An 18,530-nucleotide genomic window follows, 5' to 3' on the forward strand; every position below is an offset into this window, starting at 1 on the left:
ACCGCTGCGGGCCACTCCATCCAAAGGATGGGCTCTTTGCGATGGAACCGCGGGTCGGGCCCGCGTATGACGGCTTGGTATCTGGAGCGGACAACCCCATGACGCCGGACGACATTGCGGGCTTCTACGCGACGCGCGCGGAGCTCGACCCCGACGACTACATCGAACTCGATTTCGACTTTGAATGCGCCGGCGATCCGCGCGAGGCGGCGGCGCATCTGTGCAGCGAGCAATCCACCGCGCAATGGCGCCGGGTCGGAATCGACGAGGATTTCCGGCCGCGATTCGCCGCCAAGGTGCTGGAGCTGTCCGCCGAGCCGCGGCCATCGGGCTTCAGCACGCCGGTCGAGTGCGCGGCGCGCGGGCCGGTTCACGCCTGCCGGGTGACGATCGCGCATCCGCATCGCAATTTCGGGCCGAAGATTCCCAATTTGCTGTCGGCGGTGTGCGGTGAGGGCGTGTTCTTCTCGCCCGGCATTCCGCTGATCCGGCTGCAGGACATCCGGTTTCCCGAGTCCTATCTCGCCGCATTCGAGGGCCCGCGCTTCGGCATCGCCGGATTGCGCGAGCGGCTGCAGGCGTTCGATCGGCCGATCTTCTTCGGCGTGATCAAGCCGAATATCGGCCTGCCGGCGGAGCCGTTCGCCGAACTCGGTTACCAGAGCTGGCTCGGCGGCCTCGATATCGCCAAGGACGACGAGATGCTGGCGGATGTCGACTGGTGTCCGCTCACCGAGCGTGCGGCGCTGCTCGGCGACGCCTGCCGGAAGGCCGCGGCCGAGACCGGCGTGCCGAAGATCTACCTCGCCAATATCACCGACGAAGTGGACCGGCTGATCGAGCTGCATGATGTCGCGGTGGCGAACGGCGCCGGCGCGCTGCTGATCAACGCGATGCCGGTCGGCCTGTCGGCGGTGCGGATGCTGCGCCGGCATGCCACGGTGCCGCTGATCGCGCATTTCCCGTTCATCGCCGCGTTCAGCCGGCTCGCCAATTACGGCATTCATTCGCGGGTGATGACGCGGCTGCAGCGCCTCGCCGGTTTCGACGTGGTGATCATGCCGGGCTTCGGGCCGCGGATGATGACGCCGGAGCATGAGGTGATGGACTGCGTGCGCGCCTGCCTCGAGCCGATGGGGCCGATCAAGCCGTGCCTGCCGGTGCCGGGCGGCAGCGATTCCGCCGCGACGCTGGAGGGCGTGTATCGCAAGGTCGGCAGCGTCGATTTCGGCTTCGTGCCGGGCCGCGGCGTGTTCGGCCACCCGATGGGACCGGCGGCGGGCGCCGCCAGTCTCCGACAGGCGTGGGACGCGATCGCCGCCGGCATCCCGGTCGGCGAGCACGCCGCGAGTCATCCGGAACTGGCGGCGGCGTTGCAGGCGTTCGGCGGCCGCTGATCGCGGCCGCTCGCGCTCAGCGCGGCAGTTCGGTGAAGGTGACGATGACGGCGGTGCGACGGCCCTGCGTCGGGGCGGCGTCGCGGTGGATGCCGGCGGGGTCGTACAGCACGGCGTTGCCATCGCTGCTGGTCACCGCGACCTGGTTGGCCTCGATCGCCGCGGCGAAATTGCTGTCGGCGACCAGGTCGGCGCCGAACGAGGCCTTGCGCTGCAGGCCGGCGGGCAGCGCATAGAACGTCTCGCGCCAGCTCTGCAGCGTCGAGGACAGGCCGGCGAGGTCGTTGGCGCGGCGGATCAGGCCGTCCCCGAACCGCTTCGCGGCCCGGTTGCTGCCGGCCACATAGGTCAGCGGGCCGTTGGCGGCGCCGATATCGCCGAGATAGATCACCAGCTTCAGCACGTTGGTGCCGGGGTCGACGCTGAAGCCGTCGCAGGGCGAGGCATCGACGCTGACATCGGCGAACGGGCTTGCGGCCGGCGCGCCCGGCGCGTCGACGACCTCCGCGGCGATGGCGCCGACGCCGACCGGGCGCTTCAGATAGGCGCTCGCGGCTTCGGTCAGGCCGAGATCGGCGGCGGTCTGGTTGAACCAGCGATACAGGTCGGGCGCCGCCGCCGGATCGATCCGGACCCGGCTGCCCGCGGGATCGCCGGCCGGCATTGCGCGCTGCTCCAGCGCCGCGAGTTGCGGCGCGAGCAGCGTGCGGATCTGCGCGACCGCATCGGTGCCGAGGCGGGTGACGGCGAAGCCATCGCCCTGCAGCGGCACGAACACGGCGGTGCCGCGCTCGGTCTTCGGCGCATAGGCCTGGCCGGCGGTGAAGCGCGACAGCCGCTGCAGCAGGATCAGCCGCAGCGCGGTCGGCAGGCTGCGCAGCACCGCGACGAACGGCTTGCCGGCTTCGGCCGGGCGCGGCAGGTGCTCGATGTCGATCAGGCGCTGCGCCGAGGCCAGCAGGAAACCGTAGCTGAAATAGCTGATCGCCTTCAGCCTCGCGCCGAGCATCGGCATCGACATCACGCGGCCATAGGCCGGATGGGCGTCGTAGTCGATCGCCGGCAGATGATCGAACGGATAGGATTTTGCTTCGGACTGCATGACCTGCCCCTCAGTGGCTCGCGAATCCCATAGACACCAAATGCGAACTATGGTGGGCGGCGCCGCATCGCGCGAGATAGCAATACGGCGATGTCCCGGGGAAATCGCGCCCTTGCGCCCACCTGCGCGCCAAGGCCGCACCGCGCGATGCGACCGCCTCGCCGCGCGGCGTCGTGCTCACGGCTGAGACCGGAGCGAGCGGGTTCCGGATTCAGATCCAGGCGAAGTTCGCCGCCGGGCGCGCCGTGCGGTTGAGCAGCGAGCGCATCAGGCAGCGCTCGATCTGGACCGAGGAGACGGTCGCGGCGTCGGCGCCGACCAGCGCACAGGCATCGGCACGTTCGGCGAAGACGCGGCCGCTGGCGACGACGGCGAGCGCCGGATTGCGCGAGGCGCGGCGGATCTTGCGGATGGTCTCGGCGACGCGGGGCAGCCAGTGCTCGCGGCGCAGCGCCGGGCTGAGCGACAGATTGACCGCATCGAACCAGCCATTGGCGACCAGATCGGTGAGCGCCTTTTCGTTGTCGGGAAACTCACCGACCGTGTTCCAACCGGCCTGGCGCAGCAGTTCGGAATGCAGCGCGGCGCAGAACGAATGCGGCTCGCCCGGCTGCGAAATCACCAGCACCGTGCGCGGCTGCGAACGCGTCAGCGGCGCCGACAGCAGATCGAAGCTGATGCGGCGCATCGCGGTCTGCAGATGGCACAAGCCGATCGCCACCTCGAATTCGCTGCAGGCATCCTCGCTCCACAGATCGCCGAGCTTGCGCGCGGTCGGCTCGAACAGCCCGGTGAACAAGGCGGTCGGCGACGCCGCGCGCGTCAGCGAACGTTCGATCAGGTCGAACGCATCGGCGAGATTGGGCGCGATCAGCAGCCGGGCCAGTTCGTCGGCGCGGGCGTCCGCCGGGTCTTTCGCGGCGCGGATCCGCGCCGGGGCGGCGGCGTGCTTGACGAGAAGGTGCGGGATGACCGTCGAGACAATGCTTTCTGGATGCACGGCACGCACTCGATCTGGTTGCCCTCGGACCATCCGGAATTGGTAAATGTCGCGACCCAGCGAGGCTGCCGAGGGGAAGCAGATCGGGGTTTCCTCGTGCGGTCACGGGCCCGGACCAAGCCGGCAGCGCCGTTGCCGCATCGCAAAGACAGCCCCGGAATCGACAACTCGTCTTTGCTCTGGATCAAAACGGGTGACTGGCGCGGAAGCGAGCCAGAGCTCGCGCCAGCGGGCTCGCCGCGCGCTACACAGCGGCATAGCGTCGCGATGGCTGTCGAGCGCCGATCGCTGATGTCGGACTTGGATACCGCTCGCGCCGCAGGAGGACCGCAAGGGAATGGGTCCCCGATCCCGGAGCCGACCCGACCACCAACGAACTAATACGGATGTTCTGCCGAATCCCGATTCGTGGTATCTGTTGGACAGGGTTGAGGCCGGCGATTCTCAGTTAGCTCCGCACCGCGCCTAGTCTTGCAGGCGGAAACCTGCATCGAGCATTGTGGCGAAGCTACTCGCGAAGGTATCGTCCGGCAGTTAGTTGGCAAAGACTGAAGCGCGCTTACGTCTTTGTTCTGAATCAATCGATACGGTTATCCTCTACGTATATTTACAGCTGTGCGAATCAGCGCAAAACTGAATCGACGAGTCCATCTAGGCTGAGCAACTATCAAGTTTAAACAAAGGGTTAGACTTGTTTTTGACTCACAGGTGATTCGCGATTCTGAAGAACGAGTGCCTGGTTACCAGCGCTCGTTCACCGTTCCAGCGTGAGGGCGTCTTGGCGTGACCGGAGTGACCGATTTCGCCGAATCTAGAGGTTTCGTTAACCTTAATCAGTAAAGCGTTGATCACGCTGTTCACCTTAGGGGGCAAGCCGCCCCTAATTGAAGAAAGCTGGAGAAATAAGATGCAGTTCGACCTTTCAAATCGGAACCTCGCGCAAAAGATCTCGATTCTGGTGTTGGGAATTACATTCGTCGTGGCGCTCGCCATCGGCGGCGTCAGTCAGCTGGTGCTCCACAAGGTCACCACCGATCAGGCCAAGCAGCACGCCAGCGTGGCCTCGCTGGACCGGCTGATCGGACATGGGGGGGCAACGCTGTCGCCAGTCCGGGCGGCGGATGGCAGCATCGTCGGCATGCTGGTGATGCAGCAGGACTCCGGGGCGGTGGTGATGCCGGCGTCCTATGAGGGGCAGGGCCTCCTGGTGCAGGCCGCCGAGACCGTCACGGCGCCGGCCGCGAATTACGCCATGAGCGCCGCCAACACCATGCTGCTGCTCGCCGGAATCGTGGTCTTCGCGGTGGTCGGCCTGATCGGCACCCGGATCTCCCGCGGTCTGCTCGCCCCGCTCGGCGAACTCGAGAAGGACGTCGAGAAGCTCGCCAGCGGCGAAACCAACATCCGCATCCACGCGCTCAGCCGCTCCGATGAAATCGGCCGGATTGCGCGCTCGATCGCCAAGATCCAGGAATCGTTGATCGAGCTCGCCAAGCTCAAGACCCAGAAGGTGGTCGGCGGCGCCAGTTCGGTGCTGGAGAATCTCAAGGAAATGTGGGGCGACCTGAAATCGGCGGCGCGCAACGCCCGCGAGATGCTGGTCACCGACGGCCGGACCATCGGCGAGACGCTGTCGCGATCGTGGAGCGAATGGGTGCATAACGGCCTTGGCGTCCCGAAACGCGCCTGACGCGGCGCCCATCGCGCGCCTCCTTCGGCCGGAGGGGGCGCCGGGCGACCACATCTCGAATCAGGATCGAAAGCCCGCGCTCGTCGCGGGCTTTTGTTTGCGCGACGGCTGGTTCGCGCGCCGCGCTATTTCACAGGGGAGGAGATCGACGGCTCGCCCGGCTCGCCGGTCAGGAACTCGCACTCAAGGAGTCGACGACGGCATCTTCCCGTCAGCTTCACGCACGATGGTCCGGGGTGTTGGTCTGGGTAGATTGATCTGGAGCAAAGACCTGCAGCCCATCGGCAATCCGTTCGGCACGAGATTGCAATCCATGTCTTAGGTCCGATCCATCGCCTATGGCTCGAGGCCGGACCGTTGAGTTTCTGGAGCGGGCGAAGGGATTCGAACCCTCGACCCCAACCTTGGCAAGGTTGTGCTCTACCCCTGAGCTACACCCGCATCCGAGAAACGCCGAAGCTTGCGCCGCGACCGTGCGCAGTCCTATGCCAAATGCCGCAGGCGAATGCAACAGCCCTTGGCGGCTTCGATGCGCCCCTTTTGCAGGGGGGTGGCAAAACGCCTTCCTCTCATCGCGGCAAGGTTCAGCTGATCGCGGCAATGCACGGCCCGCCGCGGGCGCCGGCCATCGAATCGGTCCGCCGGGCGATAAAGTCCCGGGACGGGACACCCGCTTTGCATCGGGTTCCGGTTGAAAACGAAACGTCGCGCGCCATTTACAGGGCATGCTAGAGCATGATCCCGAAAACTGGATGCCGGTTTCCGGAGAAGGTCATGCTGAAATCAGAATCCAGAGCAGGATGACGATTCGAAGATGCGTCATCCTGCGCTAGAACGGCGCTCTTTCGGACATCAGGCGAGGATCACGTGACAATCATCGAGCAGGGCAGCGGTGCGCCCCCCAAGGCTGCGCCCGATCTGATCAAGGACACCACGACGCAGACCTTCGTCCAGGATGTGATCGAGGAGTCAAAACGACAGCCGGTGCTGATCGACTTCTGGGCGCCGTGGTGCGGCCCGTGCCGCCAGCTCACGCCGATGCTGGAAAAGGCGGTCAATGCCGCCGGCGGCAAGGTCAAGCTGGTCAAGATGAACATCGACGAGCATCCGTCGATCCCGGGCCAGATGGGCATCCAGTCGATCCCCGCTGTGATCGCCTTCGTCGACGGCCGACCGGCCGACGGCTTCATGGGCGCGGTGCCGGAAAGCCAGGTCACAGCCTTCATCGAGAAGCTGACCGCAGGCGTCCCGGGCGGCGCGCCGACCGCCGCGGAACTGCTGCAGGAAGCCGAAGCCGTGCTGGCGGAGGGCGACCCTTCGACGGCGATCGCGATCTATGCCGAAGTGCTCCGCGCCGACGCCACCAATGTCGAGGCGATCGCCGGGCTGGCGCGCTGTTACATGCAGTCCGGCGCGGCCGACGAGGCCAAGAAGATTCTCGAACAGGTTCCGGAAAACCGCCGCGAGGACGCCGCCGTCAAGGCAGTGCAGGCGATGATCGATCTCGCCGAGCAGGCCGAGCAGGTCGGGCCGATCGCCGAGCTGGAGCAGAAGGTCGCCGCCGATCCGCTCGACCATCAGGCGCGGTTCGATCTCGCCACGGCGCTCAACGCCGCCGGCCGACGCGACGAGGCCACCACGCATCTGCTGGAGATCGTCAGGCGCGATCGCAAATGGAACGAGGACGGCGCCCGCAAGCAGCTGGTGCAGCTGTTCGAGGCCTGGGGTCCGGTCGACGACGCCACGGTCGAGGGACGCAAGCGGCTCTCGACGATTCTGTTCTCTTGAAGTCGCTCTCGAACTGCGGGATTCGCCGATGCCGATCAATGCCGATTATCGCGGTCCCGCCGACCTTCCCGAGGTGATTCCGGTGTTTCCGCTGCCGGGCGCGCTTTTGCTGCCGCGCGGCCAGATGCCGCTCAACATCTTCGAGCCGCGCTATCTGGCGATGGTCGACGATTCGCTGCGCGACGGCCACCGGGTGATCGGGATGATCCAGCCCGACGCGACGCATTCGGAAGACGGCGAGACGCCGAAGCTGTTTCAGGTCGGCTGCGTCGGACGAATCACCCAGCTGGCCGAATCCGGCGACGGCCGCTACATCCTCGAACTCACCGGCGTGTCGCGCTTCAAGGTGGTCGAGGAATTGCAGGTCAAGACGCCGTACCGGCAGTGCAAGGTCGATTACTTCCCCTATGTCGACGATTTCACCGCGCGCAAGGGCGAGGACGAGGTCGATCGCGAGTCGCTGCTGACGGTGCTGACCGCCTTCCTCAAAGCCAACAATCTCAAGGTCGACTGGGACGGCGTCGAGAGCGCGCCGAACGAGGCGCTGGTCAACGCGCTGGCGATGATGTCGCCCTACGGCGCGCCGGAGAAGCAGGCGATGCTGGAAGCGCCCGACCTCAAGACCCGCGCCGAGATCCTGATTGCCGTCACCGAGATGGATCTGGCCAAGAAGCGCACCAGCGGCGATCCGCCGCTGCAGTGAGCGCCGGCACGATTTGCGCCGCCGCGTTGACGGCGGACCCGACTTCCAGTTCCACTCTCCGCAACCTCACACATCCGGTCTGCGTAACATGACGACATCCGCCGAGCGCCCCGAGACCACGGTCGACAGCAAGCTGCTCGAAATCCTGGTCTGCCCGGTCACCAAAGGCCCGCTGGAATTCGACGCGGCGCGGCAGGAGCTGATTTCGCGCAGCGCCAAGCTCGCCTATCCGATCCGCGACGGCATCCCGATCATGCTGCCGGAAGAAGCCCGCAAGCTGGGGTGAGGCCGCGTTCGACCGTGGCTGTCACGGCTGTTGCACTGTGCTCCGCACGCGTTGGCGGCGTTCAGTCGAGCCCGTGCCGCAGGCTGGCGGCGGCGGCAAACGGGCCGATCACCAGGCTCGCCAGCGACAGCGCGCACAGGATCGAGAACGGGGTGCCGAACGGCACCGGGCCGACGATTGCCGCCTGAGAGGCCGCGACGCCGAAGATCAGCACCGGGATCGCCAGCGGCAGCACCAGCACCGCCATCAGCAGCCCGCCGCGACGCAGCGTCACCGCCAGCGCGGCGCCGATCATGCCGGTGAAAGTCAGGGCCGGCGTGCCGGCGAGCAGCGTCGCCATCACCGCGAGCGAGGCCATGCCGTCGAGGTTGAGCAGCAGGCCGAGCACCGGGGTCGCGACGATCAGCGGCAGGCCGGCGGCGAGCCAGTGCGCCAGGGCCTTGGCGGCGCAGGTCAGTTCCAGCGGCGTGCGGCTCATCACGATCAAATCGAGCGAGCCGTCCTCGGCATCGGCAGTGAACAGCCGGTCGAGCGTCAACAGGCTCGCCAGCAGCGCGCCGAGCCACAGGATCGCAGGCCCCAATCGCTGAAGCAGATTGAGGTCGGGGCCGACCGCGAACGGCATCAGCACCACCACGGTGAGGAAGAACAGCACCCCGATCAGCGCCCCGCCGCCGACCCGCAGCGCGATCTGGACGTCGCGGCGAATGATGGCGCCGAGCGCACTCACGCCGCCACCCCGATCCGCAACTCGCGCGTCTGGATGCCGAGCGGGCTGTGGGTCGCGGCGACGATCAGGCCGCCGCCGGCGAGGTGATCGGTCATCAGCGCAGCGAACATCGCCTGGCCCCTGACGTCGAGCGCCGAGGTCGGTTCGTCGAGCAGCCAGATCGGCCGTTTCACCACCAGCAGCCGCGCGATCGACAGCCGCCGACGCTGGCCCGCGGAGAGGTAGGCGGCCGGTAGTTCCGCGGCGTGCGCGAGGCCCACGGCCGTGATCCCGGCCATCAGATCGGTCGGTTCGCCGCCGAGAAATTCGCGCCAGAAGGCGAGATTTTCGACGACGCTGAGCGACGGTTTCAACGCGTCGCGATGGCCGAGATAGTGCGCCTGTTCGGCCACCGGCGTGTCCGGCTCGCCGCCGTCGAAGTCGATACTACCCGCCGCCGGCATCAGCAGGCCGGCGATCAGCCGCAGCAACGACGTCTTGCCGGCGCCGTTATGGCCGACCAGCGCCAGCGCCTCGCCGCCCGCGGCCTCGAAATCGAGTCCGTCGAACACCTCGCGGTCGCCTCTAATGCACCTCAGTCCGCGTCCCGAAAGCCGCATTCCACCGTCGCCTGTTCCGCCCCCTGGACTCGGGACCGTCTTGCTCACAATCGATGCGGGCGCTAGTCGTTGTCGAACTGGCGGCGCATCTGGAAAGGTTCTATAAGCCGGAACTTGATGCAGTACACCATCGGCGCCTGCAAGCCGTCCGGCTCGCTTCTCCTGGTGCCGCATGAACGCTCGCCCGCCCATCGAAAAACGAAAATCTGGGACCCGCCTTTCATGACCTCGCTCGACAGCTTCAAATGCCGGAAGATCCTCAAGGTCGGCAGCAAATCCTACGTCTATTACAGCCTGCCCACCGCCGAGAAGAACGGCCTGAAAGGCATCTCCCGGCTGCCTTATTCGATGAAGGTGCTGCTGGAAAATCTGCTGCGCAACGAGGACGACCGCACGGTCAAGAAAGCGGACATCCAGGCGGTCGCGAAGTGGATGCGCAAGAAGGCGCTGGAACACGAGATCGCGTTCCGCCCGGCGCGGGTGCTGATGCAGGACTTCACCGGCGTGCCAGCGGTGGTCGATCTGGCGGCGATGCGCAACGCCATGCAGGCGCTCGGCGGTGATGCGGAGAAGATCAACCCGCTGGTGCCGGTCGACCTCGTCATCGACCACTCGGTGATCGTCAACTTCTTCGGTGACAACAAGGCGTTCGGCAAGAACGTCACCGAGGAGTACAAGCAGAACCAGGAGCGCTACGAGTTCCTGAAATGGGGCCAGAAGGCGTTCTCGAACTTCTCCGTGGTGCCGCCCGGCACCGGCATCTGCCATCAGGTCAATCTCGAATATCTGGCGCAGACGGTCTGGACCAAGAAGCAGAAGATGACGATCGGCCGCAAGACCGGCACGTTCGAAGTCGCCTATCCGGATTCGCTGGTCGGCACCGATTCGCACACCACCATGGTCAACGGCCTCGCCGTGCTCGGCTGGGGCGTCGGCGGCATCGAGGCGGAAGCCGCGATGCTCGGCCAGCCGCTGTCGATGCTGCTGCCCGAAGTGGTCGGCTTCAAGCTGAGCGGCGCGCTGAAAGAGGGCGTCACCGCCACCGATCTGGTGCTGACCGTGACGCAGATGCTGCGCAAGCAGGGCGTGGTCGGCAAGTTCGTCGAGTTCTTCGGCCCCGGCCTCGACCATCTGTCGGTCGCCGACAAATCGACCATCGCCAACATGGCGCCGGAATACGGCGCGACCTGCGGCTTCTTCCCGGTCGACACTGAAACCCTCGGCTATCTCAAGACCTCCGGCCGCGCCTCCGCGCGGGTCGCGCTGGTCGAGAAATACGCCAAGGCGCAGGGCCTGTTCCGCACGTCGAAGTCGCCCGATCCGGTGTTCACGGTGACGCTGAAGCTCGACCTCGCCGACGTGGTGCCGTCGCTGGCCGGCCCGAAGCGTCCCGAGGGCCGCGTTGCGCTGCCGGCGGTTTCGGAAGGCTTCACCGCGGCGATGGACGCCGAGTACAAGAAGGCGCTGGACGGCGTGCGCTATTCGGTCGACGGCCGCAATTTCGACCTCGGCCATGGCGACGTGGTGATCGCCGCCATCACCTCCTGCACCAACACCTCGAATCCTAGCGTGCTGATCGGTGCCGGCCTCTTGGCGCGCAACGCCGCCGCCAAGGGCCTCAAGGCCGCGCCGTGGGTCAAGACCTCGCTTGCGCCGGGCTCGCAGGTGGTCGCCGAATATCTCGCCAATTCGGGGCTGCAGAAGGATCTCGACAAGGTCGGCTTCAATCTGGTCGGCTTCGGCTGCACCACCTGCATCGGCAATTCCGGCCCGCTGCCGGAGGAGATTTCGAAGTCGATCAACGACAACGGCATCGTCGCCGCCGCGGTGCTGTCGGGCAACCGCAATTTCGAAGGCCGCGTCTCGCCGGACGTGCAGGCCAACTACCTCGCCTCGCCGCCGCTGGTGGTCGCCTATGCGCTGGCTGGCACCGTAACCAAGAATCTCTCGGTCGACCCGATCGGCACGGGCAAGGACGGCAAGCCGGTGTACCTCAAGGACATCTGGCCGACCACCAAGGAGATCAACGCCTTCGTCAAGAAGTACGTCACCTCGACGATCTTCAAGAAGAAGTATGCCGACGTGTTCAAGGGCGATACCAACTGGCGCAAGATCAAGACCGTCGACTCCGAGACCTACAAGTGGAACATGAGCTCCACTTACGTGCAGAACCCGCCTTACTTCGAAGGCATGAAGATGCAGCCGGAGCCGATCGTCGACGTGGTCGACGCCCGCATCCTGGCGGTGTTCGGCGACAAGATCACCACCGACCACATCTCGCCCGCGGGTTCGATCAAGCTGACGTCGCCGGCCGGCAAGTATCTGTCGGACCATCAGGTGCGCCCGGCCGATTTCAACCAGTACGGCACCCGCCGCGGCAATCACGAAGTGATGATGCGCGGCACCTTCGCCAACATCCGCATCAAGAACTTCATGCTGAAAGGCGCCGACGGCAACATCCCGGAAGGCGGCCTGACCAAGCACTGGCCCGACGGCGAGCAGATGTCGATCTACGACGCCGCGATGAAGTATCAGGCCGAGCAGGTGCCGCTGGTGGTGTTCGCCGGCGCCGAATACGGCAATGGCTCGTCGCGCGACTGGGCGGCGAAGGGCACCCGGCTGCTCGGCGTGCGCGCCGTGATCTGCCAGAGCTTCGAGCGTATCCACCGCTCCAACCTGGTCGGCATGGGCGTGCTGCCGCTGACCTTCGAGGACGGCACGTCGTGGACCTCGCTCGGCATCAAGGGCGACGAGACGGTCACGATCAAGGGCCTGCAGGGCGATCTCAAGCCGCGGCAGATGCTCGAGGCCGAGATCACTTCGGCCGGCGGCAAAATGCGCCGCGTGCCGCTGCTCTGCCGCATCGATACGCTGGACGAACTGGAGTACTATCGTAACGGTGGCATTCTGCACTACGTTCTGCGGAAACTCGCCGCCTAGCTCCGGCGCGATTTCACGCGAAACGAGGTTCGCTCGAAAGCGCTCTGATGCGGCGCATGCGGGCCACAAGCGTGGCGCAAAAGCCTCACTGCGAAGTGAGTGGCAGGTGAACGGAAGGCGGCCTATGCAAAGGGCCGCCTTTTCGTTTTAAGGCGCTCACCCGCTCCCATGCAAAGGCGATGATGACCGGTGTAGATGGCTTTTCGCGATGGTCCGGCGCCCTCGGTCTGTGCGCGCTGATCGCGATGGTTCGTCCCAGCGCCGCCGATCCGCGCGCGGTGGTCGAACTGTTCACGTCGCAGGGCTGCTCGTCGTGCCCGCCTGCCGACCGGATCATCGGCGACCTCGCCCGCGATCCGTCGGTGATCGCGCTGAGCATGCCGATCGACTACTGGGACTATCTCGGCTGGAAGGACACGCTGGCGGATTCGCGCTTCAGTGCGCGCCAGAAAGCCTATTCGCAGATGCGCGGTGACCGCGACGTGTACACGCCGCAGGTCATCGTCAACGGCCAGGCGCATCTCGTCGGCAGCAACCGCGCCGGCATCGAGCATGCGATCAAGAGCACCGACCAGATCCCCGGCACGATGACGGTGCCGGTCCGGTTGGCGGTCAACGGCAAGGAGATCAAGGTCTCGGTCGCGGCGGCGACCTCCGGCGACGGCGCCGGGCGCGGCGAGGTCTGGATCTGCGCGGTGTCGAAAGCGGTGCCGATCGCGATCTCGCGCGGGGAAAACCGTGGCCGCGAGATCGTCTATCACAACGTCGTCCGCAACCTGCTCAAGGTCGGCGACTGGACCGGTGCGGCGGGTAGCTGGTCGGTACCGCTGGAAAACATCGCCCATGAGGGCATCGATGCCGCGGCGGTCTATGTCCAGGACGGCAATCGCGACAGACCGGGCGCCATGCTGGGCGCGGCGATGACGTCGCTGCACTGAGCGAGCCCAATTCGACCGATTGCAGGGGGTAGGCGATTGCAGGGGTGGGATCGGCGCGGCGGCGGCTATCCTCCGCGCGCGACTGGCCGAAAAAAACCTCCCCAAAACAAAAAAGGCCAACTTGCGTCGGCCTAGGCTGGGGATTTTGCTGCTGCGTGGACCCGATCCCGACCGCCTCGGGGGGCTGGGGGCTGAGGAATCCGAGACCGACAGGACCGGGCCAACGCAGTGATGATGTTCTCGCAGGACGGCCTGGCGTTCGATGGGCGAAAATCGGGCAGTAATAAGATTCGTTTAACGAAGGCGTGAGGCAATGTTTCTCCGCGATCACTGAGCGGACGGCGGGCGGCTTGCCGCTTAAGGTCCCCTTGCAGCCGGCCGCGCCCGGAGCAATCATGTCACACCAGTGACAGGAGGCGCCGATGAGCTCGATTTCAGGGGAGGCCGATCCCGGCGAAAGCCGCGCAGCGGAGCGCCAGGGCGCCGCGCCGCTGCAGGGACGGGTGACGTTCAATCGCCTCGAGCTCAACCGCATCCTCAACCTCTACGGCCGGATGGTCGCCGACGGCGAGTGGCGCGATTACGCGATCGATTTTCTCAGGGATCAGGCGGTGTTCTCGGTGTTCCGCCGCGCGTCCGAAGTTCCGATCTACCGCATCGTCAAGGACCCGCGGCTGGCGCGCAAGCAGGGCGCCTACAGCGTGATCGCGGCCTCCGGCCAGATCCTGCGCCGCGGCCACGACCTCGACCGCGTGCTGCTGGTGATCGACAGGAAGCTGGCGCTGGTGTGACTGCGGGTCATTCCGGGGCGCTCACGCAGTGAGCGAACCCGGAATCTGACGCGCGCACGGACACTGCGGGATTCCGGGTTCGCGCTTCGCGCGCCCCGGAATGACAAGCTTGGATCAGGGCTCCGGCGCCGTCTCCCGGCCCTCTCCCAAAGCCCGCTGCATCATCACGGTGTCGAGCCAGCGGCCGAATTTGAAGCCGACGGCGGGGTGGGTGCCGATCAGCTCGAAGCCGGTCTTGCGGTGCATGCCGATCGAGCCGGCATTGGCGGAATCGCCGATCACCGCGATCATCTGCCGGAAGCCGCGCGCCTCGCATTGCGCGATCAGCTCGCGCAGCAACGCGGTGCCGAGGCCGCGGCGATGCGTCGCCGAGTCGAGATAGACCGAGTTCTCCACGGTGAAGCGGTAGGCCGGACGCGGCCGGTACGGCCCCGCATAGGCATAGCCACCGAGGCGGCCGTCGAGCAGCCCTGCCAGATAGGGAAACCCGCCGCCGGTCAGCGTCTCGAACCGCCGGGTCATTTCGGCGAGATCGGGCGGAGTGAGCTCGAAGGTCGCGGTGCCGGTGCGGACGGCGTCGGCGTAGATCGCGGTGATGGCGGGCAGGTCGGTGGCGGTGGCCGGGCGGATCAGGATGTCGGACATGCGAAATTCAACTCGTGGCTGATCGCCAATCCCGGCGTCATACGCGGGCTTGACCCGCGTATCCATCCCCTTCGCAAGGCGGCATGACAGGTTCTTTCCAGAGGATGGATCGCCGGGCAAGCCCGGCGATGACGACCGTGTTGGAGCATCTGCCTTCGCATCCTGGTCAGCCCGTCGTTCACCCGCGCAACAAAAAAGCCCCGGCGCGAGGCCGGGGCTTTCGACTTCACCACTGGTGAAGGGGCTTACTCTTTCTGTCCCAGCAGCTGCAGCAGCAGCGTGAACAGGTTGATGAAGTTCAGGTACAGCGACAGGGCGCCGGTGATCGCGGCGCGCTCCGCGACGTCGCCGCCTTCCGAGGCGTAGCCGTAGATGTAGTCGTTCTTCAGCCGCTGCGTATCCCAGGCGGTGAGGCCCGCGAACACCAGCACGCCGACCACCGAGACGATGAACTGCAGCATCGACGAGGCGACGAACAGGTTGACCACGCTGGCGATGATGACGCCGAACAGGCCCATGATCAGGAACGAGCCCATCCCGGTCATGTCACGCTTGGTGGTGTAGCCGTAGAGGCTCAGCGCACCGAACGAGGCCGCGGTGATGAAGAACACCCGCACGATCGAGGTGTGCGTATACACCAGGAAGATCGACGACAGCGAGATGCCCATCAGGGCCGCGAAGGCCCAGAACAGCATTTGCGCGGTCGCCGGCTTCAGCCGGTTGATGCCGAACGAGATCGCGAACACCATCGCAAGCGGCGCGAGGATGAACACCCATTTCAGCGGGCTGGCGAACATCGCCACGCCGAAGGTGGTCAGGTAGGTGTTGCCGATCTTGCCGGCCGCACCGGCGGCGTCCGGGGTCACGGCGCCCATATAGACACCGAGCGCAGCCAGGCCGGTGATGGCCAGGCCGATCGTCATGTAGTTGTAGATGCGCAGCATATAGGAGCGCAGGCCAGCATCGACGGCCGCGCTGTCGACGCGTCCGGCGGCCCGGCCGAAGGGAGAGGCGTAGTTACGGTCCAAGTCCGACATGGTCGAAATCCTGAGTTGGTCCGGCCGACGCGAAGGGTGGCGAAGGCCGGCGCGAAATTATCCCGGACGGTGATGCGCGGCAGACGTTAAATTTCGGTCATCCGCGCGCCGCCCGACCCAATCTGGTATGTGGGAAACTAACACAATCGGGGCAAGGCTTTATGCGCGGCTGAATGTCGCTCCGCAGCATCAGGTTAAACGGACTGTTTCGACGATGGTCGAATCGCGGTCCGTTTCCCGCAGCGGTGGTGCCGCGCCGACCTCAGCGCCGGAAGCGGGCGTTCCGCCCAGCGGGCGGGCTACAGATTCCGCAGCACCGACGCCGGTTTCTGGTTCAGCGCCAGCAGGGTCCCGACCAGGCCGAGGCCGACGGTCACAACCAGGGCGGCCACCACCACGCCGGCGGCGGAACCGGCCTGCCAGGTGAAGCTCAGCGACATCAGTCGTGTGACGATCAGCCACGCGGCGGCAGATCCCGCGATCACCCCGAACACCGCGGTGGCGAGCCCGATCATCATGTATTCGAGCGCGAAGGCCCCGATCAGCCGGCCCCGGGTGGCGCCGAGCGTTTTCAGGATCACGGCGTCATAGACGCGGTGACGGTGGCCCGCGGCGAGCGCGCCGCCCAGCACCAGGATCGCCGAGATCAGCGTCACCGAACTGGCGCCGCGCACCGCCAGCGCCAGATTGGCGACCACGCCGCCGACCGTCTCCAGCGCCTCGCGGACGCGGACGCTGGTCACCATCGGGAATTTGTCCGCGACCTGCTTGATCAGGGCAGCGTCGCTCGCCACGGTGCTGCCGGTCTCGGTCAGCGTGGCAATGTGGGTGTGCGGCGCGCCGCGAAACGTGTTCGGCGAGAACACCAGCACGAAATTGATGCCGAGGCTCTGCCAGTCGACGCTGCGCAGATTGCTGATGGTCGCGGTGAGCTCCCGGCCGAGCACGTTGACGGTGACACTGTCGCCGATCTTCAGGCCGAGTCCGTCGGCGAGTTTTTTCTCGAACGACACCAGCGGTTTGCCGTCGTAATCCTTGGGCCACCAATGGCCTTCGACGACCTTGGAGCCGGCCGGCATCTCGGCCGCATAGGTCAGGCCGCGGTCGCTCTGCAGCACCCATTCGGCGTCCTGCCCCGGCTTGAGATCCTCGGCGCGGACGCCGCGCGCGGCGACGATTCGGCCGCGCAGCATCGGCACCTCTTCGAGCGTGGCGTTCGGCGCTGCCTTTTTCAGGAAGGCGCCGAATTGCTCGGTCTCGCTCGACGGGATGTCGATGAAGAAGAAGGTCGGCGCCCTTTCGGGCAGCGCGGCGAGAAATTGCCGCCGCAGATTGCCGTCGATCTGCGAGATCGTGACCAGCACCGCGAGGCCGAGGCCGAGCGACAGCACCACCGACGGCGTCAGCGCGCCCGGGCGATGGATGTTGGCGATCGCCAGCCGCAGCATGGTGATGCGCGAGCGCGGCAGACGCCGCGCGATCGCCATCAGCCCCGCGGCGACGCCGCGGAGCAGCGCGAACATCAGGATCGCGGCGACCACGAAGGCGATCGCGACGCGCTTGTCGTAAGCGAGCCCGATCACCACCGCGAGCAGCAGCGCGATCACCACGCCGATCCAGACGATGTGCCGCAATTTGGGCCGATGCGCCTCGGCGGTGGCGGCTTCGCGGAACAGCGTCGCCACCGGCACGTCACGCACCTGCGCCAGCGGCCACAGCCCGAAGGCGAGCGCGGTGAGCAGGCCGTAGACCAGCGCCAGCGCCAGTTCTTCAGGATGCAGCGCCGCCACCACCGGTAGCGGCAGCAGCTTGCCGAAGGTGCCGACGATCAGGAACGGCAGCGCGGCGCCGAGCGCAAGCCCGATCAGCGAGCCGATCGTCGCCAGCACCAGCACCTGGGTCAGATAGATCGAAAACACGTCGCGGCCGGTGGCGCCAAGCGCCTTGAACGCGGCGATCACATCGCGGCGGCGATCGATGTGGCTCTTCACCGCGTTGGCGACACCGACCCCGCCGACCAGCAGCGCGGCGAGGCCGACCAGCGTCAGGAACTGGGTGAAACGGGTGATGGTGCGTTCGAGCTGCGGCGAGGCGTTGCCGCGGCTGCGGATTTCCCAGCCGGCCTGCGGCAGCGCCGCGCGGGTGGCGTCGGCGAAGTCCTGCGCGGCTTTGTCGTCGGCGCGGTTGTCGGGCAGCCGGACGCGATAGATCCAGCGCACCAGGCTGCCGGGCTGGAGCAATTGCGTGGCGCGCAGCGCATCCTCGCTGATCAGGAAGCGCGGGCCGAAGCCGACATTGCCGGCGAGCTTGTCCGGCTCGGAGGCGACCACGCTGCGGATCTGGAAGGCGGCGCTGCCGACGCTGACGCGGTCGCCGATCTTCAGATCGAGCCTGGCGAGAAATGCGGCGTCGGCGGCGGCGCCGAACGCGCCGTCGCGCTCCGCCAGCACATCGGCGAGCGGCAGCGGCGGATCGAGCTTCAATTCGCCGAGCATCGGATAGAGTCTATCGACCGCCTTGATCTCGACCAGCGCCGAGGCGCCTTCGGCGGTGCGCGCCATGCCGCGCATCGTCGCCGCGACCGACACCGACGCGCGGTCGCGCAGATAGCCGAGCTCTGCGGGCGTCGCCTCGCGTTGGATCAGCGAGAACGCGACGTCGCCGCCGAGCAGCGTGCGGCCTTCGCGGGCGAGGCCCTCGCCGAGGCTGGCGGCGACCGAGCCGACGCCGGCGATCGCCATCACGCCGAGCGCGATGCAGGCGATGAAGACGTAGAAGCCGTTGAGGCCGCCGCGCATCTCGCGCAGCGCATAACGCAATGGCAACGACCAGCCGCGGGACGGCGGCGCGGATTTGGCCGGAGTGTCGGCGACCAGCGTCATGC

At 66.5% G+C, this 18,530-nt stretch carries 15 protein-coding genes and 1 tRNA gene; 8 read left to right on the forward strand and 8 right to left on the reverse strand.

Annotation, left to right across the window (positions count from 1 at the left end):
* Positions 1 to 98: 98 nt before the first annotated feature.
* Positions 99 to 1,397 carry a RuBisCO large subunit C-terminal-like domain-containing protein gene (locus tag ACTZWT_RS21695; RefSeq protein ID WP_444771756.1) on the forward strand — a complete coding sequence of 433 codons (1,299 nt, stop codon included), beginning with the start codon at positions 99 to 101 and terminating at the stop codon, positions 1,395 to 1,397.
* A gap of 16 nt (positions 1,398 to 1,413) precedes the next feature.
* Here the strand turns inward: ACTZWT_RS21695 and ACTZWT_RS21700 are convergent, their stop codons facing one another.
* Together ACTZWT_RS21700 and ACTZWT_RS21705 are read right to left on the reverse strand one after the other, a co-directional pair.
* Entirely contained in the window at positions 1,414 to 2,499 is a 1,086-nt protein-coding gene (locus ACTZWT_RS21700) for a hypothetical protein (protein ID WP_444771757.1), read from the reverse strand.
* 211 nt (positions 2,500 to 2,710) lie between these two features.
* Positions 2,711 to 3,499, reverse strand: a complete 789-nt coding sequence (locus ACTZWT_RS21705) for a cobalamin B12-binding domain-containing protein (RefSeq protein ID WP_444771758.1) — start codon at positions 3,497 to 3,499, stop codon at positions 2,711 to 2,713.
* Positions 3,500 to 4,406: 907 nt separating this feature from the next.
* Here ACTZWT_RS21705 and ACTZWT_RS21710 point away from each other — a divergent pair.
* Positions 4,407 to 5,189 carry a HAMP domain-containing protein gene (locus ACTZWT_RS21710; protein ID WP_444771759.1) on the forward strand — a complete coding sequence of 261 codons (783 nt, stop codon included), beginning with the start codon at positions 4,407 to 4,409 and terminating at the stop codon, positions 5,187 to 5,189.
* Positions 5,190 to 5,555: 366 nt separating this feature from the next.
* On the opposite strand, the gene ACTZWT_RS21715 is transcribed toward ACTZWT_RS21710, so the two are convergent.
* Positions 5,556 to 5,630, reverse strand: a tRNA-Gly gene (locus ACTZWT_RS21715).
* Between the two features lie 426 nt (positions 5,631 to 6,056).
* On the opposite strand from ACTZWT_RS21715, the gene trxA reads away from it, so the two are divergent.
* The 3 genes from trxA (at position 6,057) to ACTZWT_RS21730 (ending at position 7,966) form a co-directional block, all read left to right on the forward strand.
* A complete protein-coding gene (gene trxA, locus ACTZWT_RS21720) occupies positions 6,057 to 6,977 on the forward strand; it encodes a thioredoxin (protein ID WP_444771760.1) in 921 nt (306 codons plus the stop codon).
* 28 nt (positions 6,978 to 7,005) lie between these two features.
* Positions 7,006 to 7,680 carry an LON peptidase substrate-binding domain-containing protein gene (locus tag ACTZWT_RS21725; RefSeq protein ID WP_444771761.1) on the forward strand — a complete coding sequence of 225 codons (675 nt, stop codon included), beginning with the start codon at positions 7,006 to 7,008 and terminating at the stop codon, positions 7,678 to 7,680.
* 88 nt (positions 7,681 to 7,768) lie between these two features.
* Positions 7,769 to 7,966, forward strand: a complete 198-nt coding sequence (locus ACTZWT_RS21730; RefSeq protein WP_444771762.1) for a Trm112 family protein — start codon at positions 7,769 to 7,771, stop codon at positions 7,964 to 7,966.
* Between the two features lie 61 nt (positions 7,967 to 8,027).
* Here the strand turns inward: ACTZWT_RS21730 and ccmB are convergent, their stop codons facing one another.
* A complete protein-coding gene (ccmB, locus tag ACTZWT_RS21735) occupies positions 8,028 to 8,696 on the reverse strand; it encodes a heme exporter protein CcmB (RefSeq protein WP_444771763.1) in 669 nt (222 codons plus the stop codon).
* Positions 8,693 to 9,295 carry a heme ABC exporter ATP-binding protein CcmA gene (gene ccmA / locus ACTZWT_RS21740; RefSeq protein WP_444771764.1) on the reverse strand — a complete coding sequence of 201 codons (603 nt, stop codon included), beginning with the start codon at positions 9,293 to 9,295 and terminating at the stop codon, positions 8,693 to 8,695. The genes ccmB and ccmA overlap by 4 nt, the downstream gene beginning before the upstream one ends.
* Positions 9,296 to 9,517: 222 nt before the next feature.
* Between ccmA and acnA the strand changes: the two genes are divergently transcribed.
* From acnA to ACTZWT_RS21755, 3 genes are all read left to right on the forward strand, one after another.
* A complete protein-coding gene (gene acnA, locus ACTZWT_RS21745) occupies positions 9,518 to 12,235 on the forward strand; it encodes an aconitate hydratase AcnA (protein WP_444771914.1) in 2,718 nt (905 codons plus the stop codon).
* A 182-nt stretch (positions 12,236 to 12,417) separates the two neighbouring features.
* Positions 12,418 to 13,173, forward strand: a complete 756-nt coding sequence (locus ACTZWT_RS21750; RefSeq protein WP_444771765.1) for a DUF1223 domain-containing protein — start codon at positions 12,418 to 12,420, stop codon at positions 13,171 to 13,173.
* Between the two features lie 422 nt (positions 13,174 to 13,595).
* Complete coding sequence (locus tag ACTZWT_RS21755; RefSeq protein ID WP_444771766.1) at positions 13,596 to 13,964, forward strand: DUF2794 domain-containing protein; 369 nt, start codon at positions 13,596 to 13,598, stop codon at positions 13,962 to 13,964.
* A gap of 114 nt (positions 13,965 to 14,078) precedes the next feature.
* Here the strand turns inward: ACTZWT_RS21755 and ACTZWT_RS21760 are convergent, their stop codons facing one another.
* The 3 genes from ACTZWT_RS21760 to ACTZWT_RS21770 form a co-directional block, all read right to left on the reverse strand.
* The gene (locus ACTZWT_RS21760) at positions 14,079 to 14,609 is read right to left on the reverse strand and encodes a GNAT family N-acetyltransferase (RefSeq protein ID WP_444771767.1); all 531 of its coding nucleotides are present in this window, start codon (positions 14,607 to 14,609) and stop codon (positions 14,079 to 14,081) included.
* A 245-nt stretch (positions 14,610 to 14,854) separates the two neighbouring features.
* Entirely contained in the window at positions 14,855 to 15,646 is a 792-nt protein-coding gene (locus tag ACTZWT_RS21765; protein WP_444771768.1) for a Bax inhibitor-1/YccA family protein, read from the reverse strand.
* Positions 15,647 to 15,945: 299 nt separating this feature from the next.
* Positions 15,946 to 18,528, reverse strand: a complete 2,583-nt coding sequence (locus tag ACTZWT_RS21770) for an ABC transporter permease (protein WP_444771769.1) — start codon at positions 18,526 to 18,528, stop codon at positions 15,946 to 15,948.
* Positions 18,529 to 18,530: the final 2 nt, after the last annotated feature.

Origin of the sequence: Rhodopseudomonas sp. NSM, assembly GCF_052445935.1 — a bacterium.
Taxonomy (GTDB): Bacteria; Pseudomonadota; Alphaproteobacteria; order Rhizobiales; family Xanthobacteraceae; genus Rhodopseudomonas.